Source organism: Thiolapillus sp., from assembly GCF_048562965.1.
Taxonomy (GTDB): Bacteria; Pseudomonadota; Gammaproteobacteria; order Chromatiales; family Chromatiaceae; genus Thiolapillus; species Thiolapillus brandeum_A.
In genome coordinates, this window is record NZ_JBHNMF010000021.1 from 1 (window position 1) to 19,314 (window position 19,314).

Genomic DNA, 19,314 nt, shown 5'->3' on the forward strand with positions numbered 1-19,314 from the left:
GATCTCCAGGCCGTTGGGCAGGCTCAGGGTCAGGCCGGTGGGCTGTACCGTGGCCGGGATCACCGGCACAAAGCCCGCCCCCTTCTTCTCTGTTGCCGGTTCGGCGGCCCGGCGTAGCTTGTGGACCCAGTAGCCGAAGGTACTATACCGCAGCTCCTGCTGTTCGCAGTAGGCTTTCTGCGTCAGGCCAGATTGTTGCCAGGCCGCAATGTGTGACTGCCAGAATGACGCGCCTTCGGTGGCATCAGACATGTCCATCGATTTCTCCTGTGTCGTGAAATTTCAGGAGAAAGTCTGCACGGGGTCAGGTCGGGAAAACAGGTGTGGATTCTTGGGCGCTTACGGTGCAGGCGGCTTCAGAACAGTTGGAACTGCAGCCGGAAGCAGATTTTATGCAGCTGCATCCCGGTCAGATAGACCAGCTGGAGGAGCTGGTGCAGGAATCCGCACATCAGCTGTCGGTACAGTTTGGTCTCGAAAAGCCCCGTCCGGAACTGCGGGTAGTCAGCTGATCAGGCGCGCATTCTCGAAACCGGGGTGGCATCTGCCTTGGGGTCCCAGCGTTTGCTCTGGGCCCTGAACAGGTAGTTCATCATGGTGAGGTTTTTCTCAGGCAGGTTCAGTGCGGTATCCACCCAAAGATCCACGATACGGAACAGTTCTTCCCGTGAAATGGGATTGTGCTCAGCCATGATCTTGTCCATCGCAAAGTAGCCGCCTTCCCGTGACTGACGCCGTTTGATGTAATGGTGCAGCATTTCTTCTGCCTTGCCGTCTTCGGCCAGCAGATCCACAACCCCCATTTCATAGAGTTCGGCGGCGGTATAGATATTGCCGCTGGTGATCATGCGTTTTGCCAGTGCTGGGCTGATGCGACGTGCCAGAAAGCTGAAAGCACCCATGCCGGGAAAGAGGCCGAACTGGGTTTCCGGAAAACCGAAGCGTGCGCGTTTTTCCGCGATTACCGTATCCGCTACAAGAGCCATCTCGAAACCACCCCCGAGAGCCTCTCCCTCTACAACCGAGATCGTACAGAGCCTGGCGTCGCCGCCAGACAGGTTTCTGTGGGCGATCTCCATGCAGGTGTGGGCGTATTCAGTAAGGTGTTCACGGTCGCCATTGCGGATCAGTTCGAGGTCGCCGCCCAGACAAAAGACACCAGGCAGCCTGGAACTCAGAACAAGATAGCGTAGCCGCTCTGCCGGAACCCGCGCCTGATCCTGTTCACAAACGGTTGTCATGAGGCCCTGGGCTGCTTCGAGGTCTTTCAGAAAGGAAGAAGTGATTACCGGGCGTCCGGGATGCATAAAACGGATGCGGATGGCCTGGTGGTCGCGGTTGATGCCCAACTCGATGCTTTCCAGTTGCATGCGGTTATCCATGATGCTGATCATTCCTGCCCCCCTTGAGTCTGATGTCTGCTTAGACAGATGCTACGGTCATCATAATCGATTTTTTTTACCCCTTGCAGTAGATTTGATATTGCTTGCGTCTCTGTCAGGTAATCAATATGAGACGCGCATGGCACATTGTCGCCAGAGTTTCCCGAACAGTGCCCTATTGCCGGGCTAATATCCGCTCTTCCGGCCTTGGGAGCAGAGAATCGAACGACTGAGTGGGCAATCAGGCATTGGCCGGTGGTGTGTTCAGGGTGCAAACAGCATCAGTTTTCATGGCTGGCCGAGGATACTTCCCTGTATTCTCAGAACGATTTTAGAGCATCATGCCCCGGATGGTATAGAAAAGCATGGCTGCCATCAGCCCGGAAGCAGGTACTGTAATGACCCAGGCGGCGGCTATTTTCATCAGTGCCGAACGCTTTACCAGTTCCTTGTGGTAGATCTTTTTCAGGCCCTTGCGTTCTTTCTTGGTCAGTTCCGCTTCGGTCTTGTGTTTTTTCAGCTCGGCCAGCATGCGACCTTTCTCGTCCACAGAAGCGCGCCGGAAATCGTTGAGAAAAGCTTCGATCACTTCATGGTCTGCGCCTTCATGGTGATCCTTGATGTCCTCGATCATGCGGGCATAGGATGCTTTGATGAACTCGCGCAGGAAACCCACGCCAAACACGGCACCTACGGCAATATGGGTGGAACTGACGGGTAAACCGAATTGGGTGGCGATGATGACCGTGATGGAGGCTGCCATGGCGATGGAAAAGGCGCGCATCTGGTCCAGTTCGGTGATCTCGGAACCCACGGTACGGATCAGCTTGGGGCCATACAGGGCCAGACCGATGGCGATACCGATGGCGCCTACCATCATGACCCAGAGGGGGATGGCTGCCTTTTTGGCGATACCGCCGTGAACGATGGCGTCATTGATGGCGGCCAGGGGGCCGACCGCATTGGCCACATCGTTTGCACCGTGGGCAAAACTCAGCAGGGCTGCCGCGAAAATCAGGGGTATGGTGAACAGGCGATTGACACTGGCTTTTTCATTGCTCAATTTGCTTGCCTGGCGTGCAATCATGGGCTTGACCAGGACATAGATGGTAATGGCGATAACAAGGCCGACGCCCAGGGCGGTCAGGAAGTCGGTCTTCCAGATCTTTTTCAGACCCTTGACCACCAGGTAGGTGCTGAAAGCCCAGGCCATCACGCTGATGAGAATGGGCACCATGCGGTTCGATGCGGTTATCATGTCCGATCGGTAGGTAATGGTGCGTTTGATCAGATAGAGGAAAGCAGCCGCGATGATGCCGCCGAGTACGGGAGAAATGACCCAGCTGGCGGCGATCGTACCCATCTTGGGCCAGTTTGCGATCCCCATTCCTCCGGCGGCAATGCCGGCTCCCAGTACGCCGCCCACGATGGAGTGGGTGGTGGATACCGGGGCGCCCAGCGCGGTGGCGATATTGAGCCAGATGGCGCCGGCCAGCAATGCCGCCATCATGATCCAGATGAACACTTCCGTATTGTTGATCAGCGCGGGGTCTATGATGCCTTTCTTGATGGTGCTGACGACATCCCCGCCGGCAACCAGTGCGCCTGCTGCTTCGAAGGTGGCGGCAATGATGATGGCGCCTGTCATCGTGAGGGCGCGGGAGCCAACGGCGGGCCCTACGTTGTTGGCGACATCATTGGCGCCGATGTTCAGGGCCATGTAGCCGCCGATCATGGCGGCTGCAACCAGCATCAGTCCGTTATGAATCTCTGTGAATTCGTAACCCGTGTACATCATGATCAGGATGATGAACATAAGTCCGATACCGAGCCGGAACAATTCGGGACGCCCCGATTGAGCGGCGGATTCAATCTGGTTGATGTTTTTTAATTCCATAACACAGCCCCCAATATCCGGCTGAGAAAACCGGATGTTGCCTTGTTGATGATAAGGGAAATCTGAACTTTAATTTTACCTCAGATGGGCTCTCTCATGCGTAGAAGTTTGCCGGCCGGGGGTATAGGTAATAATTTGATATGCCTAGCAATAATTATTATGTCAAGATCATCCAGGGGGCGGTTCCGGTAAAAAGTCATGTTTCCGCCGATAGCGGCTTTTATGCATCCGGGGATTTCCGTATAGTTGGCTTTTTTTGCCCAATAGCAGCTATGACGGACAGGTACGCGGTCATCGGCAATCCCATCGAACACAGCAAGTCGCCGTTGATTCATCAGCGCTTCGCTGTGCAGACAGGCCAGGATTTGAGCTACGAAAAAATACTCGGTGATCTGGAATATTTTGCCGGCGATGTCAGGGACTTTTTTGCATCGGGAGGAAAGGGTCTGAATGTGACCGTTCCCTTCAAGGAACAGGCATGGCGTCTGGCAGACGAATTGAGCGTGGGAGCAAACTCGGCGGGCGCAGTAAACACGCTGACCCTGCAGCCCGATGGCAGTATTCGTGGTGACAATACCGACGGCGTGGGTCTGGTGCGGGACCTGCAGCAGAACAACGGCTTCCGGCTCGAAGGTGCCAAGGTGCTGTTGCTGGGAGCGGGAGGTGCTTCCCGGGGTGTGGTGCGGCCGTTGCTGGAACAGGGCGTGTCGGGTCTGCTCATTGCCAACCGCACAGCCAGCCGGGCAGAAGACATAGCTGCACAGATGGCGACCCTGGGGCCGGTGAGCGGTTGCGGTCTGGATGAACTGAAAGGACAGAAGTTCGATCTGATCATCAATGGCACCGCCGCAGGCCTGACCGGCCAGGTCCCGGCTGTTCCAGGGGATTGCCTGGGGAAAAATACCTGGGTCTATGACATGATGTATGCTACTGAGCCCACGGCGTTTGTAGAATGGGCCTGTAAACATGGCGTCGCCCGTGCACTGGATGGTTTGGGCATGCTGGTAGAGCAGGCGGCCGAATCTTTTTTTCTTTGGCGGGGAGTCCGTCCCAACACCAAGAATGTAATCGAGGAACTGAGGAGTTAAACAAGGCATGAAATTATCGTATGGAAAACTGAACAAATATTTGATCGCCGGTGTTCTGGCGATCGGTGTCGCAGGATGCAGTGATTCCGACAAGGCAGAAAAAGCTGCCGCCAAGGAAGCGGTTGCAGAGTTCAATCTGCTTGCAATGGTTCCCGCGGACACACCTTATGTGGCTGCCAGCAGCAGGGAAATGCCCCAGGGGCTGAGTGAAAAAGTGCTCATGGCTTCCGGGCTGGGCATTAATGACGGTTCCCTGCGCAAGGAACTGGCCAGCATGGATGCCGATGCCAGCGATGCAGAAAAATCCATGAACAAACTGCTGGATGCACTGCTGGCAGAACTCGAAGGCAAGATGAACGCCAAAGGGCTGGAATCACTCGGACTGCCCATCAACGGCCGCAGCCTGATCTATGGCTTGGGTATCCTGCCCGTGGCCTGGGCTGAAATCCTGGATGCCCAGAAAGTCGAAGCTTTCCTGTCCCGGGTGGAAGAGCGCAGCGGCATGAAAGCCGACAAAGCAACACGCGGTGATATCAGCTATCGCCGTTTCGTGATGGATGACCTGGTTGGCATCTTGGCGGTAAACAAGGACCATCTGATCATGGCGGTGCTGCCGGTCAAGTCGGAGGCTGAAATGCTGCCCATGGTGTTTGGTGAAACCAAGCCGGCGGAATCCCTCGCAAACGGCAAGTTCAAGGACTTCACCACCCAGCGCAAGTTCCTGGGCTATGGTGACGGCTATGTCGACCTGGTGCGTTTTGCCGAAATGGCGCTGGGTGAGTCACAGGGTATCAACGCCGATGTACTCAATGCCCTGGGTGTAAGCCCGAGCGACCTGTCTCCGGCTTGCCGCACGTTTGTGAAAACCACCATTCAGTCCGTACCGCTGATCAGCTTCGGATTTACCGATGTCACCGACAGCAGATACGCCGTCAAGGCAACGGTCGAAACCTCCCCCGGCGTTGCCGCCTGGCTGCAGAAGATGGCTTCCCCCGTGCCCGGTGTGGGTGTTGACGACGGTGGTTTGCTGAGCTTCGGCGCCGGTTTCAACCTGCCCCAGATACGTGATGGCGTCAAAGCCATGCTGCGCAATTTTGCCGAAACCGGTAAAGGCTGTGAGCTGGTGGATGAAGAGGGTCTGACTCAGGCCATGCAGGGTATCGACATGATGCTCAATCCCATGCTGGCCGGTATCAAGGGATTCAATCTGACGGTCAATGACGTAGAGGTGGACCCGCAGACCATGAGCCCCAAGAGCGTTGATGCCCAACTGTTGCTGGCAGCAGCTGATCCCAAAGGCATGTTCGGCATGCTGGGCATGTTCAACCCGCAACTGGCTCAGCTGGATATTCCCACTGACGGCACCCCCGTGAAAGTACCCCTGGAAACCATGTCACCCATGGCGCCCCCGACTTTTGCGGCGATCAAGGGTGAGACGCTTGCGTTGAAAGTGGGTGAGAAAGCACCCGATGGCATTGACAAGGTGCTGTCAGCGCCGCTGGCCAAGGTGCCTCCCATGCTTTCTGTCAGCTACAATGCCGGCAAACTGTTCGACGTAGTCGGTCCGCCCATGAAATCCATGGTGGATTCCATGCAGGGTGAAGAGGCTGCGGACATGCAATCGGCCTACGATTCCATGAAAGCGGCTGCAAACATCTATGGAAAAATCGATTTCCGCATGCTGGGTACCGACAAGGGCATGGAGTTCGATACGGTCGTCGATCTGAAATAACGGCCATTGCTGTTTTGCAAGGCAAAGCCCCCGACCCTTTGTGGTCGGGGGCTTTTGTATGGGAGCCGAAAAAGACAGCTTAGCTGTGGCGAAAAATCTTCGGTTCCAGCTCATGCCGGTGTAGCAGGCGGTAGAATTCGGTGCGGTTGCGGTGTGCCAGGCGCGCGGCCCGGGTGACGTTGCCGCCGGTCATCTGCAGTAGTTCAACAAGGTAATTTCTTTCGAAATGACTCTGGGCTTCCGCCAGGGATACGATGTCACTGGATTTGTTGCGCAGGGCGTTCTGCACCAGGCTTTCCGGGATGATATCAGTCAGTGACAGGGCAGCCACCTGTTCCACCACGTTCAGCAATTGCCGGATGTTGCCTTTCCACGGGGCCAACATCAGGGTTTCCATCGCTTCAGGGGAGAAGCTGCGGGCCCGGCAGTTGCCCCGTTCACAGACCTGAGCGAGGAAGTGTTTCGCCAGCAGGGGGATATCCTCGCGCCTGCGGGAAAGCGGCGGGATTTCCAGCAGCACGACGTTCAGCCGGTAGTACAGGTCTTCACGAAACCTGCCTTTTTCGATGGCGGCTTCCAGGTCGGAATGGGTTGCGGAAACGATGCGCACGTCCACGGGAATGCTTCTGGTGGCGCCAACGGGGCGTACCTCCCCGTCTTCCAGTACGCGCAGCAGCTTCGCCTGGAATTCCAGGGGCATGTCGCCGATTTCATCCAGGAACAGGGTACCGGTATCGGCGGCCTCAAACAGGCCTTTCCGATTGCGGTCGGCGCCGGTAAAAGCCCCCTTAGTATGACCGAAGAGCTCTGACTCCAGCAGGTTTTCCGGAATGGCGGCACAGTTGATGGGGACGAATGGCGCATCGTGGTGCGGACTGGCCTTGTGCAGCGCGCGGGCCAGCAGTTCCTTGCCTGTGCCGCTCTGGCTCTGAATGAGCACGCTCACATCGCTCTGGGCGATGCGCCAGGCCTTGTTCAGCAGTTTTTCCATGGCTGAACTGCGGCTGATGATGTGGCTGCGCCAGTCTTCTTTGCACCCCGTTTTTTCCGGGCCGTCCGGGCAGCACTGGCTCAGTGCGTCATTGATGCTTTGCAGCAGTTCGTTGCTGTCGAAAGGTTTGGTGAGGTAGCTGAACAGCCCTTTGCGGGTGGCCTGCACCGCGTCGGGAATCGTCCCGTGAGCGGTGAGCATGATTACCGGCAGGGAAGGCATCTGCTGCTGCACTGCATCGAACAGCGCCAGACCATCCATGCCCTGCATGCGCAGATCGGTGATCATGATATGCGGTTTCCAGGCGCTGATCCTGCCCAGTGCCTGCTGGCCACTGGCCGCGGTCTCCACCTGAAAACCGTTGGCTTCAAGGCGCAGGGACAACAGTTTCAGCAACCCGGGGTCATCATCTACCAGCAGGATCCTGTGATGTCCCGGTGGAGGTATGGTCGGTTGAAGTGGTGATCAAGTGTGTCTTCGGCCTCGTGATAGATTTTGGGACATCCCAGTCCCCAAAATCGACTCGGCCTTTGACAACCTATTGGTGCCCCAGCCGTCCTGGTCACCAAGCACTACGCAACAACTTCGCAAGCTCGTTGCTGCTCCGTACTTGTCTCCCAATGACTGGACGCCGCGTTTGGATGCCTACTTTGCTTCCCCTCTGGCGCTATGCGCACGACGGGTAAGCAGTGCGGCCTCGCGGCTACTGGGGTCTACCAGCCTTCGCTTCGCTCTCCATGGCTGGCAGCGGATGTATCGTTCCTTTTCATTGATATTCTGCTCGATATTCTTGAGTTGTTCCATCTGGGACTGCAGGACGGCCAGTTCGGCGGACAGCTCCCGGGTGGCGGCCTGCTGTGCCTTCAGCTGCTGTCTGAGTTCCAGGGCTTTCAGTTTCTGGGCGCGTATCTGCTGCAGCTGGTCAAGTACCAGCCGTGCCAGCCTGTGGGCTCTGGGATCCTGCAGTTTTTCGCCGGTCAACAAATCCCTGAGCAGCTTCAGCGCCTGTTGCCTGTCTTTTTCCGGCTGCTCCGGATGGCTGAGCAGCAATGCCAGCCGCAGCTGTCCACAATTGTCGTGAGAGATGCCCCAGGTATCTGACAGATTCCTGAGAGTCTGCCTGCGCTGCGCCTTTGCCATGAGAGAAAAAGTTTCATAGTCGTCCAGCAGATCCCCGCAGCCGGTGTCGATGAGAGCTTCAGTTTCCATGCCGGATATTCCGGGCTCGGATGGAGGCCGGTTGACTGCACAGGCTCCCAGCAGGAGTGTGGCGGTGAACAGCAGGATGGTTTTCATTGTGACCTTTGTTCTGATTTCATTTGTCAGGTTTTCAGCCGTAAAGTCTTTCCGCTTGCTCCGCCGCCCAGATACAGTAAACCGGTTCATGATTGCTGTGCTGCCTCCAGAGGAAGGGTGACCCTGAACCAGGCGCCTTTCACGCTGTCCACCAGTGTGATGGTGCCACCATGCAGATGCAGGTAGCGCTTCACCAGGGACAGACCCAGTCCGGTGCCCCTTACGGGACTGCTGGCAGGCAGCTTTCCCTGAAAGAAGGGCTCGAACAGATGCGGTCTGTCTTCTTTGGGAATACCGGCACCTTCGTCTATGACATCCAGTTGCAGCTGTTGGTTCTTTCGTTGCATGCGGATATGTATTTCTCCGCCCGCAGGTGAAAACTTGATGGCATTGGAGAGCAGGTTGTCGATCACGCTCCGCAACTGCCTGGCATCGCCGGTGACGGAAACAGGGACAAGCTGCATATGCGCCTTGATATGGCGCGACTGCAGTGCCAGCTGCCGGTTGTCCACGGCCGCTTCGACCAGTGCCGAAAGTTCCACCCGCTTCTGCTCCGGCGGGTGTTCCTGGGAAAGGGCGAGATTGAAGTCCAGCAGGCGTTCCACCTGAGACTGCAGCTGCAGGCTGTTGTCATGCAGAATCTGAACCACTTCCTGCTGTTCTGCAGTCAGCTCCCCGGTGATGCCGTCCTGCAGCAGTCCTGCGCCCTCGCGGATGGTGGTCAGGGGCGTTTTCAGCTCGTGGGATACGTGGTGAAGAAACTGCATTTTCTGCTCGTTCAGAGCGGCGAGCTGCTGCCGCAGCCAGTCCAGCTGCTCTCCGAGTTCACGAATGTCCTGTGGCCCCCTGACCTGGATGGGGGCATTGAATTCGCCGGCGCCCAGCTGCCGTATAGCGCCGCCGAGGTGTCTCAGGGGCCTGGAAACCAGCAGACTGAACACCACGGCGATCAGCAGTGCCAGGGGAATCAGGGCTGCTGCCTGCCACAGCAGCAAGCGCCGTACGGCACTGATCTGCTCGTTCACGCGCCGGCTCTCGGCGGTTATCAGTGCGGTGACATCGAAAGGAATGGGCGCCGCCAGCATGGACAGCTGCTCGTTTTCGTCCAGCTGTTCCTTGCCACTGTCCGGTGCTTCGTTGTCCCGCTGCAGTCTTTGGTGCAGTCTGGCCTCGTGCTCCTGCAGCTTTTGCAAACGCGTGCTCAGTGCTTCATCCAGGGGCAGGTCCAGCAACCGCCGGATCTCGCGGACGAAGGACTTGCGCTGTTCTTCATAGCGGTTGCGAATGTTCATGTCTTTGAGTACCAGATACTGCAGGGCGCTGCGTTCCATGTTCAGTGCCTGGGTGGCGATGAGGCGTCCCGACTCCACTGCCTGGGCGGAAGTCAGCACAGCTTTCTGCATCTGCGTAGCCAGGTGATCCACCTGCAGTTGGGTGTTGATCAGACCAAGAGTCAGGGGAACGGCCACCAGGATAAAACCCAAAAGGGTCAGCTGGAGGATGGTGGCGGGTTTGAAAGACATATGCAGATTCTGCCAAAGAAGTAGGCGTGTTACGAACTGTCGCCGTGGAGCGACAGGACGCTTTCCTGCTGTAGTGGGATTTGCAGCGCATCATTCTCTGTAGCTGTCGTCCTCAGGCGACATTCCGGCACAGGCGGAAAGCTTCGATACGGCTATAAGTCTTTGTAAATTATAGTATAGATAATATTGGCATGGTGATTGCAGTATTGTGGATGCAGTCCGGGTATTCGCGGGTTGCTGAAATCTTTAACACTAGCCGAGGAGCTATTTATCATGTCTAAGAAAATTATTGTTGCTGTTTTGGGTGCTTTTTTTGCCGTTGCCGCTACCGCTGGAGACGTTTTCACCACGCTGGATGCGGATATGAGCGGTGCCATCAGCAAGGATGAGGCTGCTGCCATGCCCAGCCTGGCAGAACAGTGGAAGCAACTGGATACAGATGCCAGCGGCGACCTCAGCGCAGAGGAATTTGCGGTGTATGCCAAGTCCGAGAAATCTGCTGCAGAATCAGCAACGATGAAGGATGCTCCCAAGTCTTCCTCAACCAAATGAAGGTTGAGCCGACAGTGGGTGTTTTGACAGCCTGTTGAAGCGCTGCCGAATCATCCGGAATACCCCGCGTTGTCCTTTCGAAATGCGGGGTTTTTTTGTGTTTCCGAAAGCTTATCTTTCCGGAATTGAATGGGGTATATTTCAGCTTATCCTTTTTCAGCCAGAAATATATCATGTCCAATCCATTGCTAAACTTCACGGGCCTGCCCAGGTTCGCCGAAATCACAGCGGAGGATGTAGAACCCGCCATCAGTGAACTGCTTCAGGACAACCGGCAGCAGATAGACGCATTGCTGACTGGCGTGCAGGAGCCTGACTGGTACAACTTCATCGAACCCCTGGAAGAGCTGGAGGACCGGCTGTCCCGCGCCTGGTCGCCGGTTTCTCACCTGAACGCGGTCATGAACAGTGAAGAGCTGCGCACCGCCTACAATGCCTGCCTTCCCTGGCTTTCTGACTATGCCACCGAACTGGGACAGAACGAGACCCTGTTCCACGCCTACCAGACCGTCGCCAGCCAGAATGAAAAGCTGGATGCGGCCCAACGGAAGCTGCTGGAGAATGGCTTGCGGGATTTCCGCCTGTCCGGTGTGGATCTGCCGCCGGAAAAGAAAAAGCGCTTCGGGGAAATCGCCAGCCGGCTGTCCGAGATCACCGCAAAGTACGAGGAGAATCTTCTCGATGCGACCAACGCCTGGTCAAAAGTGATCACTGAGGAAGAGGAGCTGGCGGGCTTGCCCCAATCAGCGCTGGATCTGGCAGCCCAGACGGCGCGTCAGCGGGGTGAGGATGGCTGGATGCTGACACTGGAGTTTCCTTCCTATTTTCCCGTCATCACCTATGCGGACAATTGCGCGCTACGCCGGGAAATGTATGAAGCCTATGCTACTCGCGCGTCGGACCAGGGACCCAATGCCGGCGAATACGACAACACGCAAATCATGGAAGAGATTCTCGCGCTGCGCCACGAACTGGCGGGGCTGTTGGGTTTCGCGAACTACGCTGAACGCTCCCTGGCAACCAAGATGGCGCGCTCAACGGACGAGGTGCTGGCCTTTCTGCGTGACCTGGCTGCCCGCGCGAAACAGCAGGGTGAAGCCGAACTGGCAGAGTTGCAGCGTTTTGCTGCCGAACACCATGGTGTCTCCGGGCTGCAGGCTTGGGACATACCTTATTACAGCGAAAAGCTGCGGGAGCACCGTTACGATATCAGCCAGGAAGAACTGAAACCCTGGTTTCCCGAGACCCGGGTCATCCCAGGCATGTTCGAGGTGATCGGCAGGGTATTCGGGGTAAAGATCCGGGAAAGCAGCGAGAAAGTGGAAACCTGGCATCCCGACGTACGTTTCTACGATATTCGTGACGATGCGGGTGAACTGCTGGGGCAGTTCTATTTCGATCTCTATGCCCGGCCGAAAAAGCGCGGTGGCGCCTGGATGGCCGATGCCATCTCGCGCATGAAGACCCGCAACCGGGAACAGTTGCCCGTAGCCTTCATGACCTGCAATTTCACTCCGTCCGTGGGAGACAAGCCCGCATTGCTGACCCATGAGGAAGTTCAGGTACTCTTTCACGAATTTGGTCACGGCCTGCACCACATGCTTACCCAGGTGGATTATCCTTCCATCTCCGGTATATCCGGTGTGGCCTGGGATGCCGTGGAACTGCCTTCCCAGTTCATGGAGAACTGGTGTTGGGAAAAGCAGGCACTGGCGCTCATATCCGGACACTATGAGACCGGTGAGCCACTGCCGGAAACGCTTTACCAGCGTATGCTGGCCGCGCGCAATTTTCAGTCCGCCATGCAGCTGTTACGGCAGCTGGAGTTTTCACTGTTCGATTTTCTCATCCACCTGGAATATGATCCGGAACAGGGCGGACGCATCTACGAGACGCTCGAAGCGGTGCGCGAGGAAGTGGCTGTGGTCAGGCCGCCGGCCTGGAACCGTTTTGCCCATGGCTTTTCCCATATCTTCGGCGGAGGTTATGCTGCGGGCTACTACAGTTACAAGTGGGCAGAGGTGCTTTCGGCGGATGCCTTCTCCCTGTTCGAGGAAAACGGGGTCTTCGATCTGTCTACCGGCCTGGCATTTCGGCGACACATACTGGAAAAAGGCGGCAGTGAAGATGCCATGGATCTGTTCGTGGCATTTCGTGGGCGTGAGCCCAACATCGATGCATTGTTGCGTCACTCGGGGATAAAGTAATGGAACAGGTGTTCAGCGAACAGCAGATGACGCAGCTGGAGGATTTCCTCCTCGCGCATATGGAAGACGAAGGCTGCATGCCTCTGGATGTGGCTCACGGCTACCTCACCGCGGTGCTTTCCGGGCCGCACATGATCATGCCGAATACCTGGCTGCCGAATGTATTGGGCGACGTGGACTTTGCCTCGGAAGAGGAGGCGGGCCAGGTCATGGGCCTGCTCATGTCCCTCTACAACAGTACGCTGATGGAACTCGAGTCGGGCGAGTATGAACCCATGATTCTGAGCATGGAAGAAAATTATGACGAGCCACTGCCGCTGCCATACGGCTGGTGCGAAGGCTATATCATGGGGTGGAATGCCCATGGCGAGGATACCATCGATGCCATGGCGCAGGACGAGGAAGCGGCCCTGAATCTGGGGCCGGTGGCTGCATTCATGATGTATGAGGAAGATCAGCTGCTGGCGCCGCCCAACGAAGCGGAACACCGCCAGGCGGCCGATCTGTTGGCAGAAAGCGCGGTGGACCTGTTCCGCTGGTGGCTGCCCAGGCGGGACAATCCCGTAGGGAGGGCATAGACCCGCAGCAAGACGTTCAAGAATAAGAGAAGAGGAGAACATGCTGAAGAGTGGAGACAGGGTGCCGGATTTCGAATTGCCGACGGCGGATATGAATATGCTGCGCCTGTCGGATTTCGCCGGGAAGAAGAATCTGGTTGTGTATTTCTATCCCAAGGATGATACGCCCGGCTGCACCATGGAAGCCATCGAGTTCAGCGAGCTGGCCGGTGACTTTGCGGCGCTGGATACGCTGGTGCTGGGAGTGAGCGCTGACAGTTGCATCAGCCACGGGGGTTTTCGTGACAAATACGGCCTGACGGTGGAACTGGTGGCGGATGTGGATGGTGAGGCCTGTGAAGCCTACGGTGTCATGCAGGTAAAAAACAAAGACGGCGTCGAACACCGGGGCATTCAGCGCTCAACCTTTGTCATCGATAAGGACGGAGTGATCCGGCACGCGCTCTACGGGGTCACACCCAAGGCCCATGCCGAAGATGTGCTGTCGCTGGTCAGGGCCTTGTAGTTTCCCACTGAGCTTTGATCCTGCCTGTAGCGCAGTTATTTCTTTCTGCTGCCCTTGTGATGCTTGCGACCGCGCTTGATGTTCTTGCCTTTGGCTGATTTCTGGCCCACCGGGCGCAACCCCATCTTGCGTCCGGCGACTCTGGCCTTTTGCAGGATTTCCATCACCTCACGGGGCATGCCTTCTGGCAGATCGACCGTGGTGAAATCGTCGTGGATTTCGATGGTGCCGATGTAGCAGCTTTCGATATCCGCTTCATTGGCGATAGCACCGACGATGTTGCCCGGTTTCACGTCCTGGTTGTACCCCACGTCGATGATGAAGCGTTCCATTTCCAGATCTGGAAAGTCTTTCAGCGGTTGGGGTTCTGGAGAATAAGCGGGTTTCTGGGGGCGGGTCCTGGTCTTGCTCTTGCTCTTGCCGTAATCGTCCCGGTGCTGCTCCTTGCGTTCCTTTCGCTCGCGCTGTTTTCGCGGCTGATCCTTGATCAGGAGGGGATCGCTGCCCTGTGCCAGCGCGGCGAGTGCCGAGGCGATTTCCATGGGGTCCAGATCGTTTTCCTGCCTGACATCTTCCAGGATTTCCTGATAAAGACTCGTGTCCTCTGCCGCCAGGGTATCGATGATGCGTTGCTTGAACCGGGCCACCCGTTTGTCATTGATGTCCGAGGTGCTGGGCATATGCATTTGTTCGATGGGCTGGCTGGTGGCCTTTTCGATGGCGCGCAGCAAACGCCTTTCCTTAGGCGCCACGAACAGGATGGCTTCACCCTTGCGTCCGGCGCGGCCGGTACGGCCGATGCGATGCACGTAGGATTCCGTGTCATAGGGGATGTCATAGTTGAGCACATGGCTGATGCGCTCCACGTCCAGTCCCCGGGCGGCTACATCTGTTGCGATCAGGATGTCCAGCTTGCCTTTTTTCAGGCGTTCCACGGTCTTTTCCCGCTGATTCTGGGGAATGTCGCCATTGAGCGCTTCTGCCGCATAGCCCCGCGCTGACAGCTTGTCGGCGAGCTCCACCGTGGCGATACGGGTGCGCACGAAGATCAGCATGGCGTCGAAGTTTTCCACTTCCATGAGCCTTGTCAGCGCATCCAGCTTGTGCAGGCCGCTAACCAGCCAGTAACGCTGGTGGATGGTGGTGGCGGTGCTGGTCTTGGACTTGATGCGTACTTCGGCGGGATTGTTCAGATGCTTGTGAGCGACCTTGCGGATCACGTCGGGCATGGTGGCAGAGAACAGGGCGGTCTGGCGCTGTGCGGGCACCTGTTCCAGGATCCATTCCACGTCATCGATGAAACCCATGCGCAGCATTTCGTCGGCTTCGTCCAGCACGAGAGTCTTCAGGCCGTCGAGTTGCAGGGTCTTGCGGCGCAGATGATCCATTACCCGGCCCGGTGTCCCCACCACCACGTGCACACCGCGCTTGAGCAGGCGCAGTTGCTGGCTCATGGCCTGGCCGCCGTAGATGGGCAGTACGTGAAAACCCTTCATGTGATGGGCATAGGTCTGAAAGGCTTCGGCCACCTGTATGGCCAGCTCGCGCGTCGGTGTCAGCACCAGCACCTGGGGATTTTTCTGCTTGAGATCGATCTGCGCCAGCAGCGGCAGCGCGAAGGCGCCGGTCTTTCCCGTGCCTGTCTGCGCCTGCCCCAGTATGTCCCTGCCTTCGAGCAGCAGCGGCGTGCAGCGTGCCTGAATGGGCGAAGGAGTTTCATAGCCGATATCGGTCAGTGCCTTGAGTAAAACGGGGGGGAGTCCCAGTTCCTCGAAGGAAAGGGATTGGTCGCTTGTGGACATGTGGAGCCTGCGGAGAAAGAGGGGAAATGCTGTATTGCAGCGCGCATTGTAGCAGAAATGGGGGGATAAAGTCCCAGCACCGGGATGGTCGCGGATTTGCTAGGATACAGGCTGTTTTCCCGTTTCCTGCTGTCATGTCCCTACGTACACGCATACTGCTGTTCCTTTTCGGCTTTGCCATGTTGCCGCTGCTGGTGGCCGTGGTGATCAACCTGCCGCTGGTGCTGGATCGCGTGGAGCTGTTCTACCGCGAGGCATTCCTGCAGAACCTGCGTGCGGACTTTTCCGATCTGGATACGCATCTGGCCAGCCGTGACGAAATGATTCGCCTGCTGGCCAAGCTGCCGGAACCCGGAGTGGTGCTCGGGGAAGAGCAGGGCGTGGACAACAAGCGCATCGACCTGGCGCGTCTGAAATACACCGAATGGATCAACCGTATTCTCAGTGACCAGCTGGATATCGTGGATATCCTGTTTCTCGACCAGAACGGTATTGCCCGCTTCTGGCTGTCGCGGGATGCGGAGACTCACCAGTGGGAACCCGCGCTCAAACCCCCGCGCTTGCCACCTGCCGATTCTATCAAGGTTGTCATGCAGGCCACCACGCCTGCCGTGCTACTGACGCCTGTGGTGGTGGATGAAGCCGGCAATGATCTTTCACGTGCTATCACCCTGCAGCTTATCAGCCCCCTGGGGCCGGGAGAGGGCAAGCCTACCTATGGTGCGGTGGTGATGACTGTCGATATCGGCGGGCTGGTGCGCCGCGATCCGCGCACCCTGTGGGTACATGACGACGGGCGCTATCTCTCTGCCCCCGGTGTGCCAGCCCGGTCTGGAACGGCTTTCAAGGACTTTCCCGGACTGAAAGCGCAGTTTACCAAGCGCAAGCTGTTCATGTGGGAGGGTGAGGACGGCAGAACCGTTATATGGGTGCCGCTCCTGAGGACAGAGAATGACCGGCCGCTGTGGGTTGGGCGGGCCGTGCAGGACAAGCCGCTGCGGGAGCTCAGGGATGCGCTGATTCTGCGTGTGCTGGTGATCATCTTTGTGCTGGTAATCGCCATCGGTTTCATTGCACGCCTGGTTGCTGCGCGTCTCGAACGTTACGGCACTGAACTGTTCAGGGGGATACAGCGTGTGGTGGGGAAATCGGAAGCGGTGCAGTTCCATTGGCGGGGCAGTCCTGAACTCCGGCAACTGGGGGAAAACCTGTCCATGCTCTCGCAGACGCACGCATTGAACCTGCAGGAACTACAGGGCCATGCCAAGGCGCTGGAGGAGTCCAACCGTTACAAGTCCGAGTTCCTGTCCAATGTCAGCCATGAATTGCGCACCCCGCTCAACTCCATCCTGCTGCTGTCCAAACTGCTGGTCAAGGAGAACAAGGGCCTGAGTGACGAGCAACGTCAGCAATTGCGGGTTATCCACGAAGCCAGCGTAGACCTGCGCGGACTCATCGACAACATCCTGGATCTGTCACGCATCGAGGCGGGGCGTCTGCTGCCCAACATGGAAGAGGTAGACCTGGTGTCGCTGCTGCAGGAACTGGTGGATCTCATGTGTCCGCAGTTCGAAGAGAAGGGTTTGCGTCTGGAGCTGGATGTGGGCGCCGCTGCAACCACGAAGATCGGCACCGATCCGGACAAGCTCAAGCAGATACTGAAGAACTTTCTTTCCAATGCCCTGAAGTTCACCCGTGAAGGAAAGGTGGTGCTGGGCCTGGGTCCTGCCGAAGAGCCTTTTGCCGTGCGGTTGTGGGTGCGGGATACCGGGATCGGTATTCCAGCGGACAAGCAGAAGCTGATTTTTGAGGCCTTCAAGCAGGCGGATGGTTCGACGCGTCGCCGCTATGGAGGCACGGGACTGGGCCTGAGTATCAGCCGTGAGCTTTCCCTGATACTGTGTGGAAGAATCGAGGTGGAAAGCCGTTCGGGCATTGGTGCGGAATTCTCCCTGCTGTTGCCGGAGGAATGTGGCGAACTGCCCCGGCCCAAGGCCATACTTTCCGAAGACACGCAGGAGTCACCCGGTGATTCAGCCCTGCTGGATGAGCCGCTGGCCAATTTTTCCGGGCGCAAAGCCCTGCTGATCGAGCAGAACATCGATGTGCTGCTGAAATTCAGCAAGATGCTCGAAGCCTGGCATATACAGGTGCTGGCGGCGGGTGATGAAGAGGAGGTGCGTGAAACCCTGGAAGATGAAGCGGATATTGATATAGTACTGACAGGTGAGAACATCATGGAATGGCGCCGGCTGAGTGATATGCTTGGGAACAGTATTTCCAAGTCAGTGCTGATCGTCGGTCTGTCCGACAATCCCCAGGCGAACGGGGCAGATCTGGTGCTGTCTCCGGATGTGAATGCACATACGCTAAAGGCAATTCTGCAACAACAGCTTCCATCGTGAATTAAGATGAACGACAAACGCTATAACGGTTTCAAGCTGCTGGCCGTTGATGACAATCAGCATAATCTGTTTACCCTGCGTTCGCTGGTGAGCAAACACATGGATGTGGAGATACTGGAAGCCGAATCCGGCCGACAGGCGCTGGAACTGGCGCGGGCCAATCCGGATATCGATCTCATCATCCTGGACGTGCAGATGCCCGAGATGGATGGTTTCGAAACGGCGCGTATGCTCAAGCTGTACAAGAAGACCAGTGAGATCCCGGTGATCTTCCTGACGGCAGCGTTCAAGACCGAGGAATTCCAGCAGAAGGGCTACGATGTGGGTGCGGCGGACTATCTGCTCAAGCCCATCGACGACAACCAGCTGCTGAACAAGATCAGCACCTATTTCCGCCTGATCGAGAAAGAGCGCGAGCTCAACCGCATCCTGGAGCAGAAGGTCGCAGAGCGAACTGCGGAACTTCACCAGGCAAATCAGCATCTTGAGAATATTCTGCGTTACATGGGCGAGGCCCTGCTGATCCTGACGCCCCAGGGTGCCATCAAGCAGGTCAATCCAGCCGCCTGTGCCATGCTGGGATATGATGAGCGAGAACTGCTGGGCATGAGCATCGGAGATGTGTTCGAGGAAGAGGGCCAGGAGCAGGCCAACGCCTTCATGGGCATGTGGCTGGAAGCGCTCATCCGGGCGGGTGCATTACGCGACATCGAGGCCGCTTTCATCGCCAAGAACGGCAAGCGGGTGCCCATCCTGTTTTCGCGTACGGCTATCGTCGATCAGCAGGGAGACATTGACGAGATTATCTGTATCGCTAAGAATATGTCAGGCTATTGTCGAGTGGACGAGGCCGACGTCACGAACCGGGAGAGTCAAATCTCATGAATGAGCCACCAGTTTCCAATATTCCTGCGGATGAAGATCCCACCATGACGGCCAATGCCCTGAAGGCCATGGCTCATCCCCTGCGTTGGAAGATCCTGTGCACCCTCGGAGAAACGGAACTGTCCGTGGGGGAGATCGTGTCCCGTACTGGCACATCCCAGAGCAATATCTCCCAGCACCTCGAACAGCTGCGCAACAAAAACATCGTTACCTCGCGCAAAGAAGCCAACCGCATCTATTACCGTATCCGCAACGGCAAGCTGCTGGAGCTTATCGGCACCATGCGCGAAGTGCTGTGCCCGGTGAATCTCGATGACAGATACGATCGCTGATTTCTAACCCGGAAATTACATTACTAGAGTTTAGAGTAAGCAACATTGTTCCACCGTATATTTTCGGGTGAAATAAAGTTGCTATTTTGTTCATACTGCCCGTTAGAGCTTGTTCTATACGCTGATTGCTGCATCCTGC

At 57.0% G+C, this 19,314-nt stretch carries 18 protein-coding genes; 11 read left to right on the plus strand and 7 right to left on the minus strand.

The annotated features are described in order from the left end of the window. On the minus strand, positions 1-258 hold a 258-nt coding region (tnpA, locus tag ACOCD2_RS02570), incomplete at its 3' end, for an IS66 family insertion sequence element accessory protein TnpA (protein WP_293644459.1). A gap of 65 nt (positions 259-323) precedes the next feature. Between tnpA and ACOCD2_RS02575 the strand changes: the two genes are divergently transcribed. Then, positions 324-512: a hypothetical protein gene (locus ACOCD2_RS02575; RefSeq protein ID WP_293644461.1), complete on the plus strand. Its 189-nt coding sequence runs from the start codon at positions 324-326 to the stop codon at positions 510-512. On the opposite strand, the gene ACOCD2_RS02580 is transcribed toward ACOCD2_RS02575, so the two are convergent. Both ACOCD2_RS02580 and ACOCD2_RS02585 read right to left on the minus strand, forming a co-directional pair. Further along, positions 513-1,394, minus strand: a complete 882-nt coding sequence (locus ACOCD2_RS02580; protein ID WP_293644463.1) for a crotonase/enoyl-CoA hydratase family protein — start codon at positions 1,392-1,394, stop codon at positions 513-515. It lies immediately after the preceding gene. Positions 1,395-1,713: 319 nt separating this feature from the next. Beyond that, positions 1,714-3,279 (minus strand): inorganic phosphate transporter, encoded by a 1,566-nt coding sequence (locus tag ACOCD2_RS02585; protein WP_293687730.1) that lies wholly within the window; start codon positions 3,277-3,279, stop codon positions 1,714-1,716. Positions 3,280-3,551: 272 nt separating this feature from the next. Here ACOCD2_RS02585 and aroE point away from each other — a divergent pair, with 272 nt between their 5' ends. After that, the gene (aroE, locus tag ACOCD2_RS02590; protein ID WP_293644467.1) at positions 3,552-4,367 is read left to right on the plus strand and encodes a shikimate dehydrogenase; all 816 of its coding nucleotides are present in this window, start codon (positions 3,552-3,554) and stop codon (positions 4,365-4,367) included. A 7-nt stretch (positions 4,368-4,374) separates the two neighbouring features. Then, a complete protein-coding gene (locus ACOCD2_RS02595) occupies positions 4,375-6,099 on the plus strand; it encodes a hypothetical protein (RefSeq protein ID WP_293644469.1) in 1,725 nt (574 codons plus the stop codon). Between the two features lie 79 nt (positions 6,100-6,178). Here the strand turns inward: ACOCD2_RS02595 and ACOCD2_RS02600 are convergent, their stop codons facing one another. Further along, on the minus strand, positions 6,179-7,537 hold the full coding sequence (locus tag ACOCD2_RS02600) for a sigma 54-interacting transcriptional regulator (RefSeq protein WP_293644491.1): 1,359 nt from the start codon (positions 7,535-7,537) through the stop codon (positions 6,179-6,181). Between the two features lie 38 nt (positions 7,538-7,575). Here ACOCD2_RS02600 and ACOCD2_RS02605 point away from each other — a divergent pair, with 38 nt between their 5' ends. Beyond that, positions 7,576-7,776, plus strand: coding sequence for a hypothetical protein (locus ACOCD2_RS02605; protein ID WP_294032265.1), 201 nt, complete (start codon positions 7,576-7,578; stop codon positions 7,774-7,776). Here the strand turns inward: ACOCD2_RS02605 and ACOCD2_RS02610 are convergent. After that, positions 7,736-8,386 carry a hypothetical protein gene (locus ACOCD2_RS02610; RefSeq protein WP_293652414.1) on the minus strand — a complete coding sequence of 217 codons (651 nt, stop codon included), beginning with the start codon at positions 8,384-8,386 and terminating at the stop codon, positions 7,736-7,738. The genes ACOCD2_RS02605 and ACOCD2_RS02610 overlap by 41 nt on opposite strands. A gap of 86 nt (positions 8,387-8,472) precedes the next feature. Next, the gene (locus ACOCD2_RS02615; protein ID WP_293644473.1) at positions 8,473-9,909 is read right to left on the minus strand and encodes a HAMP domain-containing sensor histidine kinase; all 1,437 of its coding nucleotides are present in this window, start codon (positions 9,907-9,909) and stop codon (positions 8,473-8,475) included. 234 nt (positions 9,910-10,143) lie between these two features. Here ACOCD2_RS02615 and ACOCD2_RS02620 point away from each other — a divergent pair, with 234 nt between their 5' ends. From ACOCD2_RS02620 to ACOCD2_RS02635, 4 genes are all read left to right on the plus strand, one after another. Next, the gene (locus tag ACOCD2_RS02620; RefSeq protein WP_293652413.1) at positions 10,144-10,461 is read left to right on the plus strand and encodes a hypothetical protein; all 318 of its coding nucleotides are present in this window, start codon (positions 10,144-10,146) and stop codon (positions 10,459-10,461) included. Between the two features lie 173 nt (positions 10,462-10,634). Continuing rightward, positions 10,635-12,668: an oligopeptidase A gene (gene prlC, locus ACOCD2_RS02625; protein WP_293644477.1), complete on the plus strand. Its 2,034-nt coding sequence runs from the start codon at positions 10,635-10,637 to the stop codon at positions 12,666-12,668. Then, on the plus strand, positions 12,668-13,246 hold the full coding sequence (locus ACOCD2_RS02630) for a YecA family protein (RefSeq protein ID WP_293644479.1): 579 nt from the start codon (positions 12,668-12,670) through the stop codon (positions 13,244-13,246). The genes prlC and ACOCD2_RS02630 overlap by 1 nt, the downstream gene beginning before the upstream one ends. A gap of 40 nt (positions 13,247-13,286) precedes the next feature. Then, entirely contained in the window at positions 13,287-13,751 is a 465-nt protein-coding gene (locus ACOCD2_RS02635) for a peroxiredoxin (RefSeq protein WP_293644481.1), read from the plus strand. Positions 13,752-13,786: 35 nt separating this feature from the next. On the opposite strand, the gene ACOCD2_RS02640 is transcribed toward ACOCD2_RS02635, so the two are convergent. Continuing rightward, positions 13,787-15,553: a DEAD/DEAH box helicase gene (locus ACOCD2_RS02640; protein WP_293644483.1), complete on the minus strand. Its 1,767-nt coding sequence runs from the start codon at positions 15,551-15,553 to the stop codon at positions 13,787-13,789. Between the two features lie 134 nt (positions 15,554-15,687). Here ACOCD2_RS02640 and ACOCD2_RS02645 point away from each other — a divergent pair, with 134 nt between their 5' ends. The 3 genes from ACOCD2_RS02645 to ACOCD2_RS02655 are packed head-to-tail and all read left to right on the plus strand — an operon-like array spanning position 15,688 to position 19,175. Then, positions 15,688-17,958: an ATP-binding protein gene (locus ACOCD2_RS02645; RefSeq protein WP_293644485.1), complete on the plus strand. Its 2,271-nt coding sequence runs from the start codon at positions 15,688-15,690 to the stop codon at positions 17,956-17,958. Positions 17,959-17,964: 6 nt separating this feature from the next. Further along, on the plus strand, positions 17,965-18,843 hold the full coding sequence (locus ACOCD2_RS02650) for a response regulator (RefSeq protein WP_293644487.1): 879 nt from the start codon (positions 17,965-17,967) through the stop codon (positions 18,841-18,843). After that, positions 18,840-19,175, plus strand: a complete 336-nt coding sequence (locus ACOCD2_RS02655) for an ArsR/SmtB family transcription factor (RefSeq protein ID WP_293644489.1) — start codon at positions 18,840-18,842, stop codon at positions 19,173-19,175. Before ACOCD2_RS02650 ends, ACOCD2_RS02655 begins: the two co-directional genes overlap by 4 nt. Positions 19,176-19,314 lie beyond the last annotated feature (139 nt).

Coding starts and splice junctions, on each gene's coding strand:
- ACOCD2_RS02635 (WP_293644481.1), top strand. CDS start 13,287: ATGCTGAAGAGTGGAGACAGGGTGCCGGATTTCGAATTGCCGACGGCG.
- prlC (WP_293644477.1), top strand. CDS start 10,635: ATGTCCAATCCATTGCTAAACTTCACGGGCCTGCCCAGGTTCGCCGAA.
- ACOCD2_RS02650 (WP_293644487.1), top strand. CDS start 17,965: ATGAACGACAAACGCTATAACGGTTTCAAGCTGCTGGCCGTTGATGAC.
- ACOCD2_RS02610 (WP_293652414.1), bottom strand. CDS start 8,386: ATGAAAACCATCCTGCTGTTCACCGCCACACTCCTGCTGGGAGCCTGT.
- ACOCD2_RS02585 (WP_293687730.1), bottom strand. CDS start 3,279: ATGGAATTAAAAAACATCAACCAGATTGAATCCGCCGCTCAATCGGGG.
- ACOCD2_RS02645 (WP_293644485.1), top strand. CDS start 15,688: ATGTCCCTACGTACACGCATACTGCTGTTCCTTTTCGGCTTTGCCATG.
- ACOCD2_RS02595 (WP_293644469.1), top strand. CDS start 4,375: ATGAAATTATCGTATGGAAAACTGAACAAATATTTGATCGCCGGTGTT.
- aroE (WP_293644467.1), top strand. CDS start 3,552: ATGACGGACAGGTACGCGGTCATCGGCAATCCCATCGAACACAGCAAG.
- ACOCD2_RS02615 (WP_293644473.1), bottom strand. CDS start 9,909: ATGTCTTTCAAACCCGCCACCATCCTCCAGCTGACCCTTTTGGGTTTT.
- ACOCD2_RS02630 (WP_293644479.1), top strand. CDS start 12,668: ATGGAACAGGTGTTCAGCGAACAGCAGATGACGCAGCTGGAGGATTTC.
- ACOCD2_RS02655 (WP_293644489.1), top strand. CDS start 18,840: ATGAATGAGCCACCAGTTTCCAATATTCCTGCGGATGAAGATCCCACC.
- ACOCD2_RS02580 (WP_293644463.1), bottom strand. CDS start 1,394: ATGATCAGCATCATGGATAACCGCATGCAACTGGAAAGCATCGAGTTG.
- ACOCD2_RS02640 (WP_293644483.1), bottom strand. CDS start 15,553: ATGTCCACAAGCGACCAATCCCTTTCCTTCGAGGAACTGGGACTCCCC.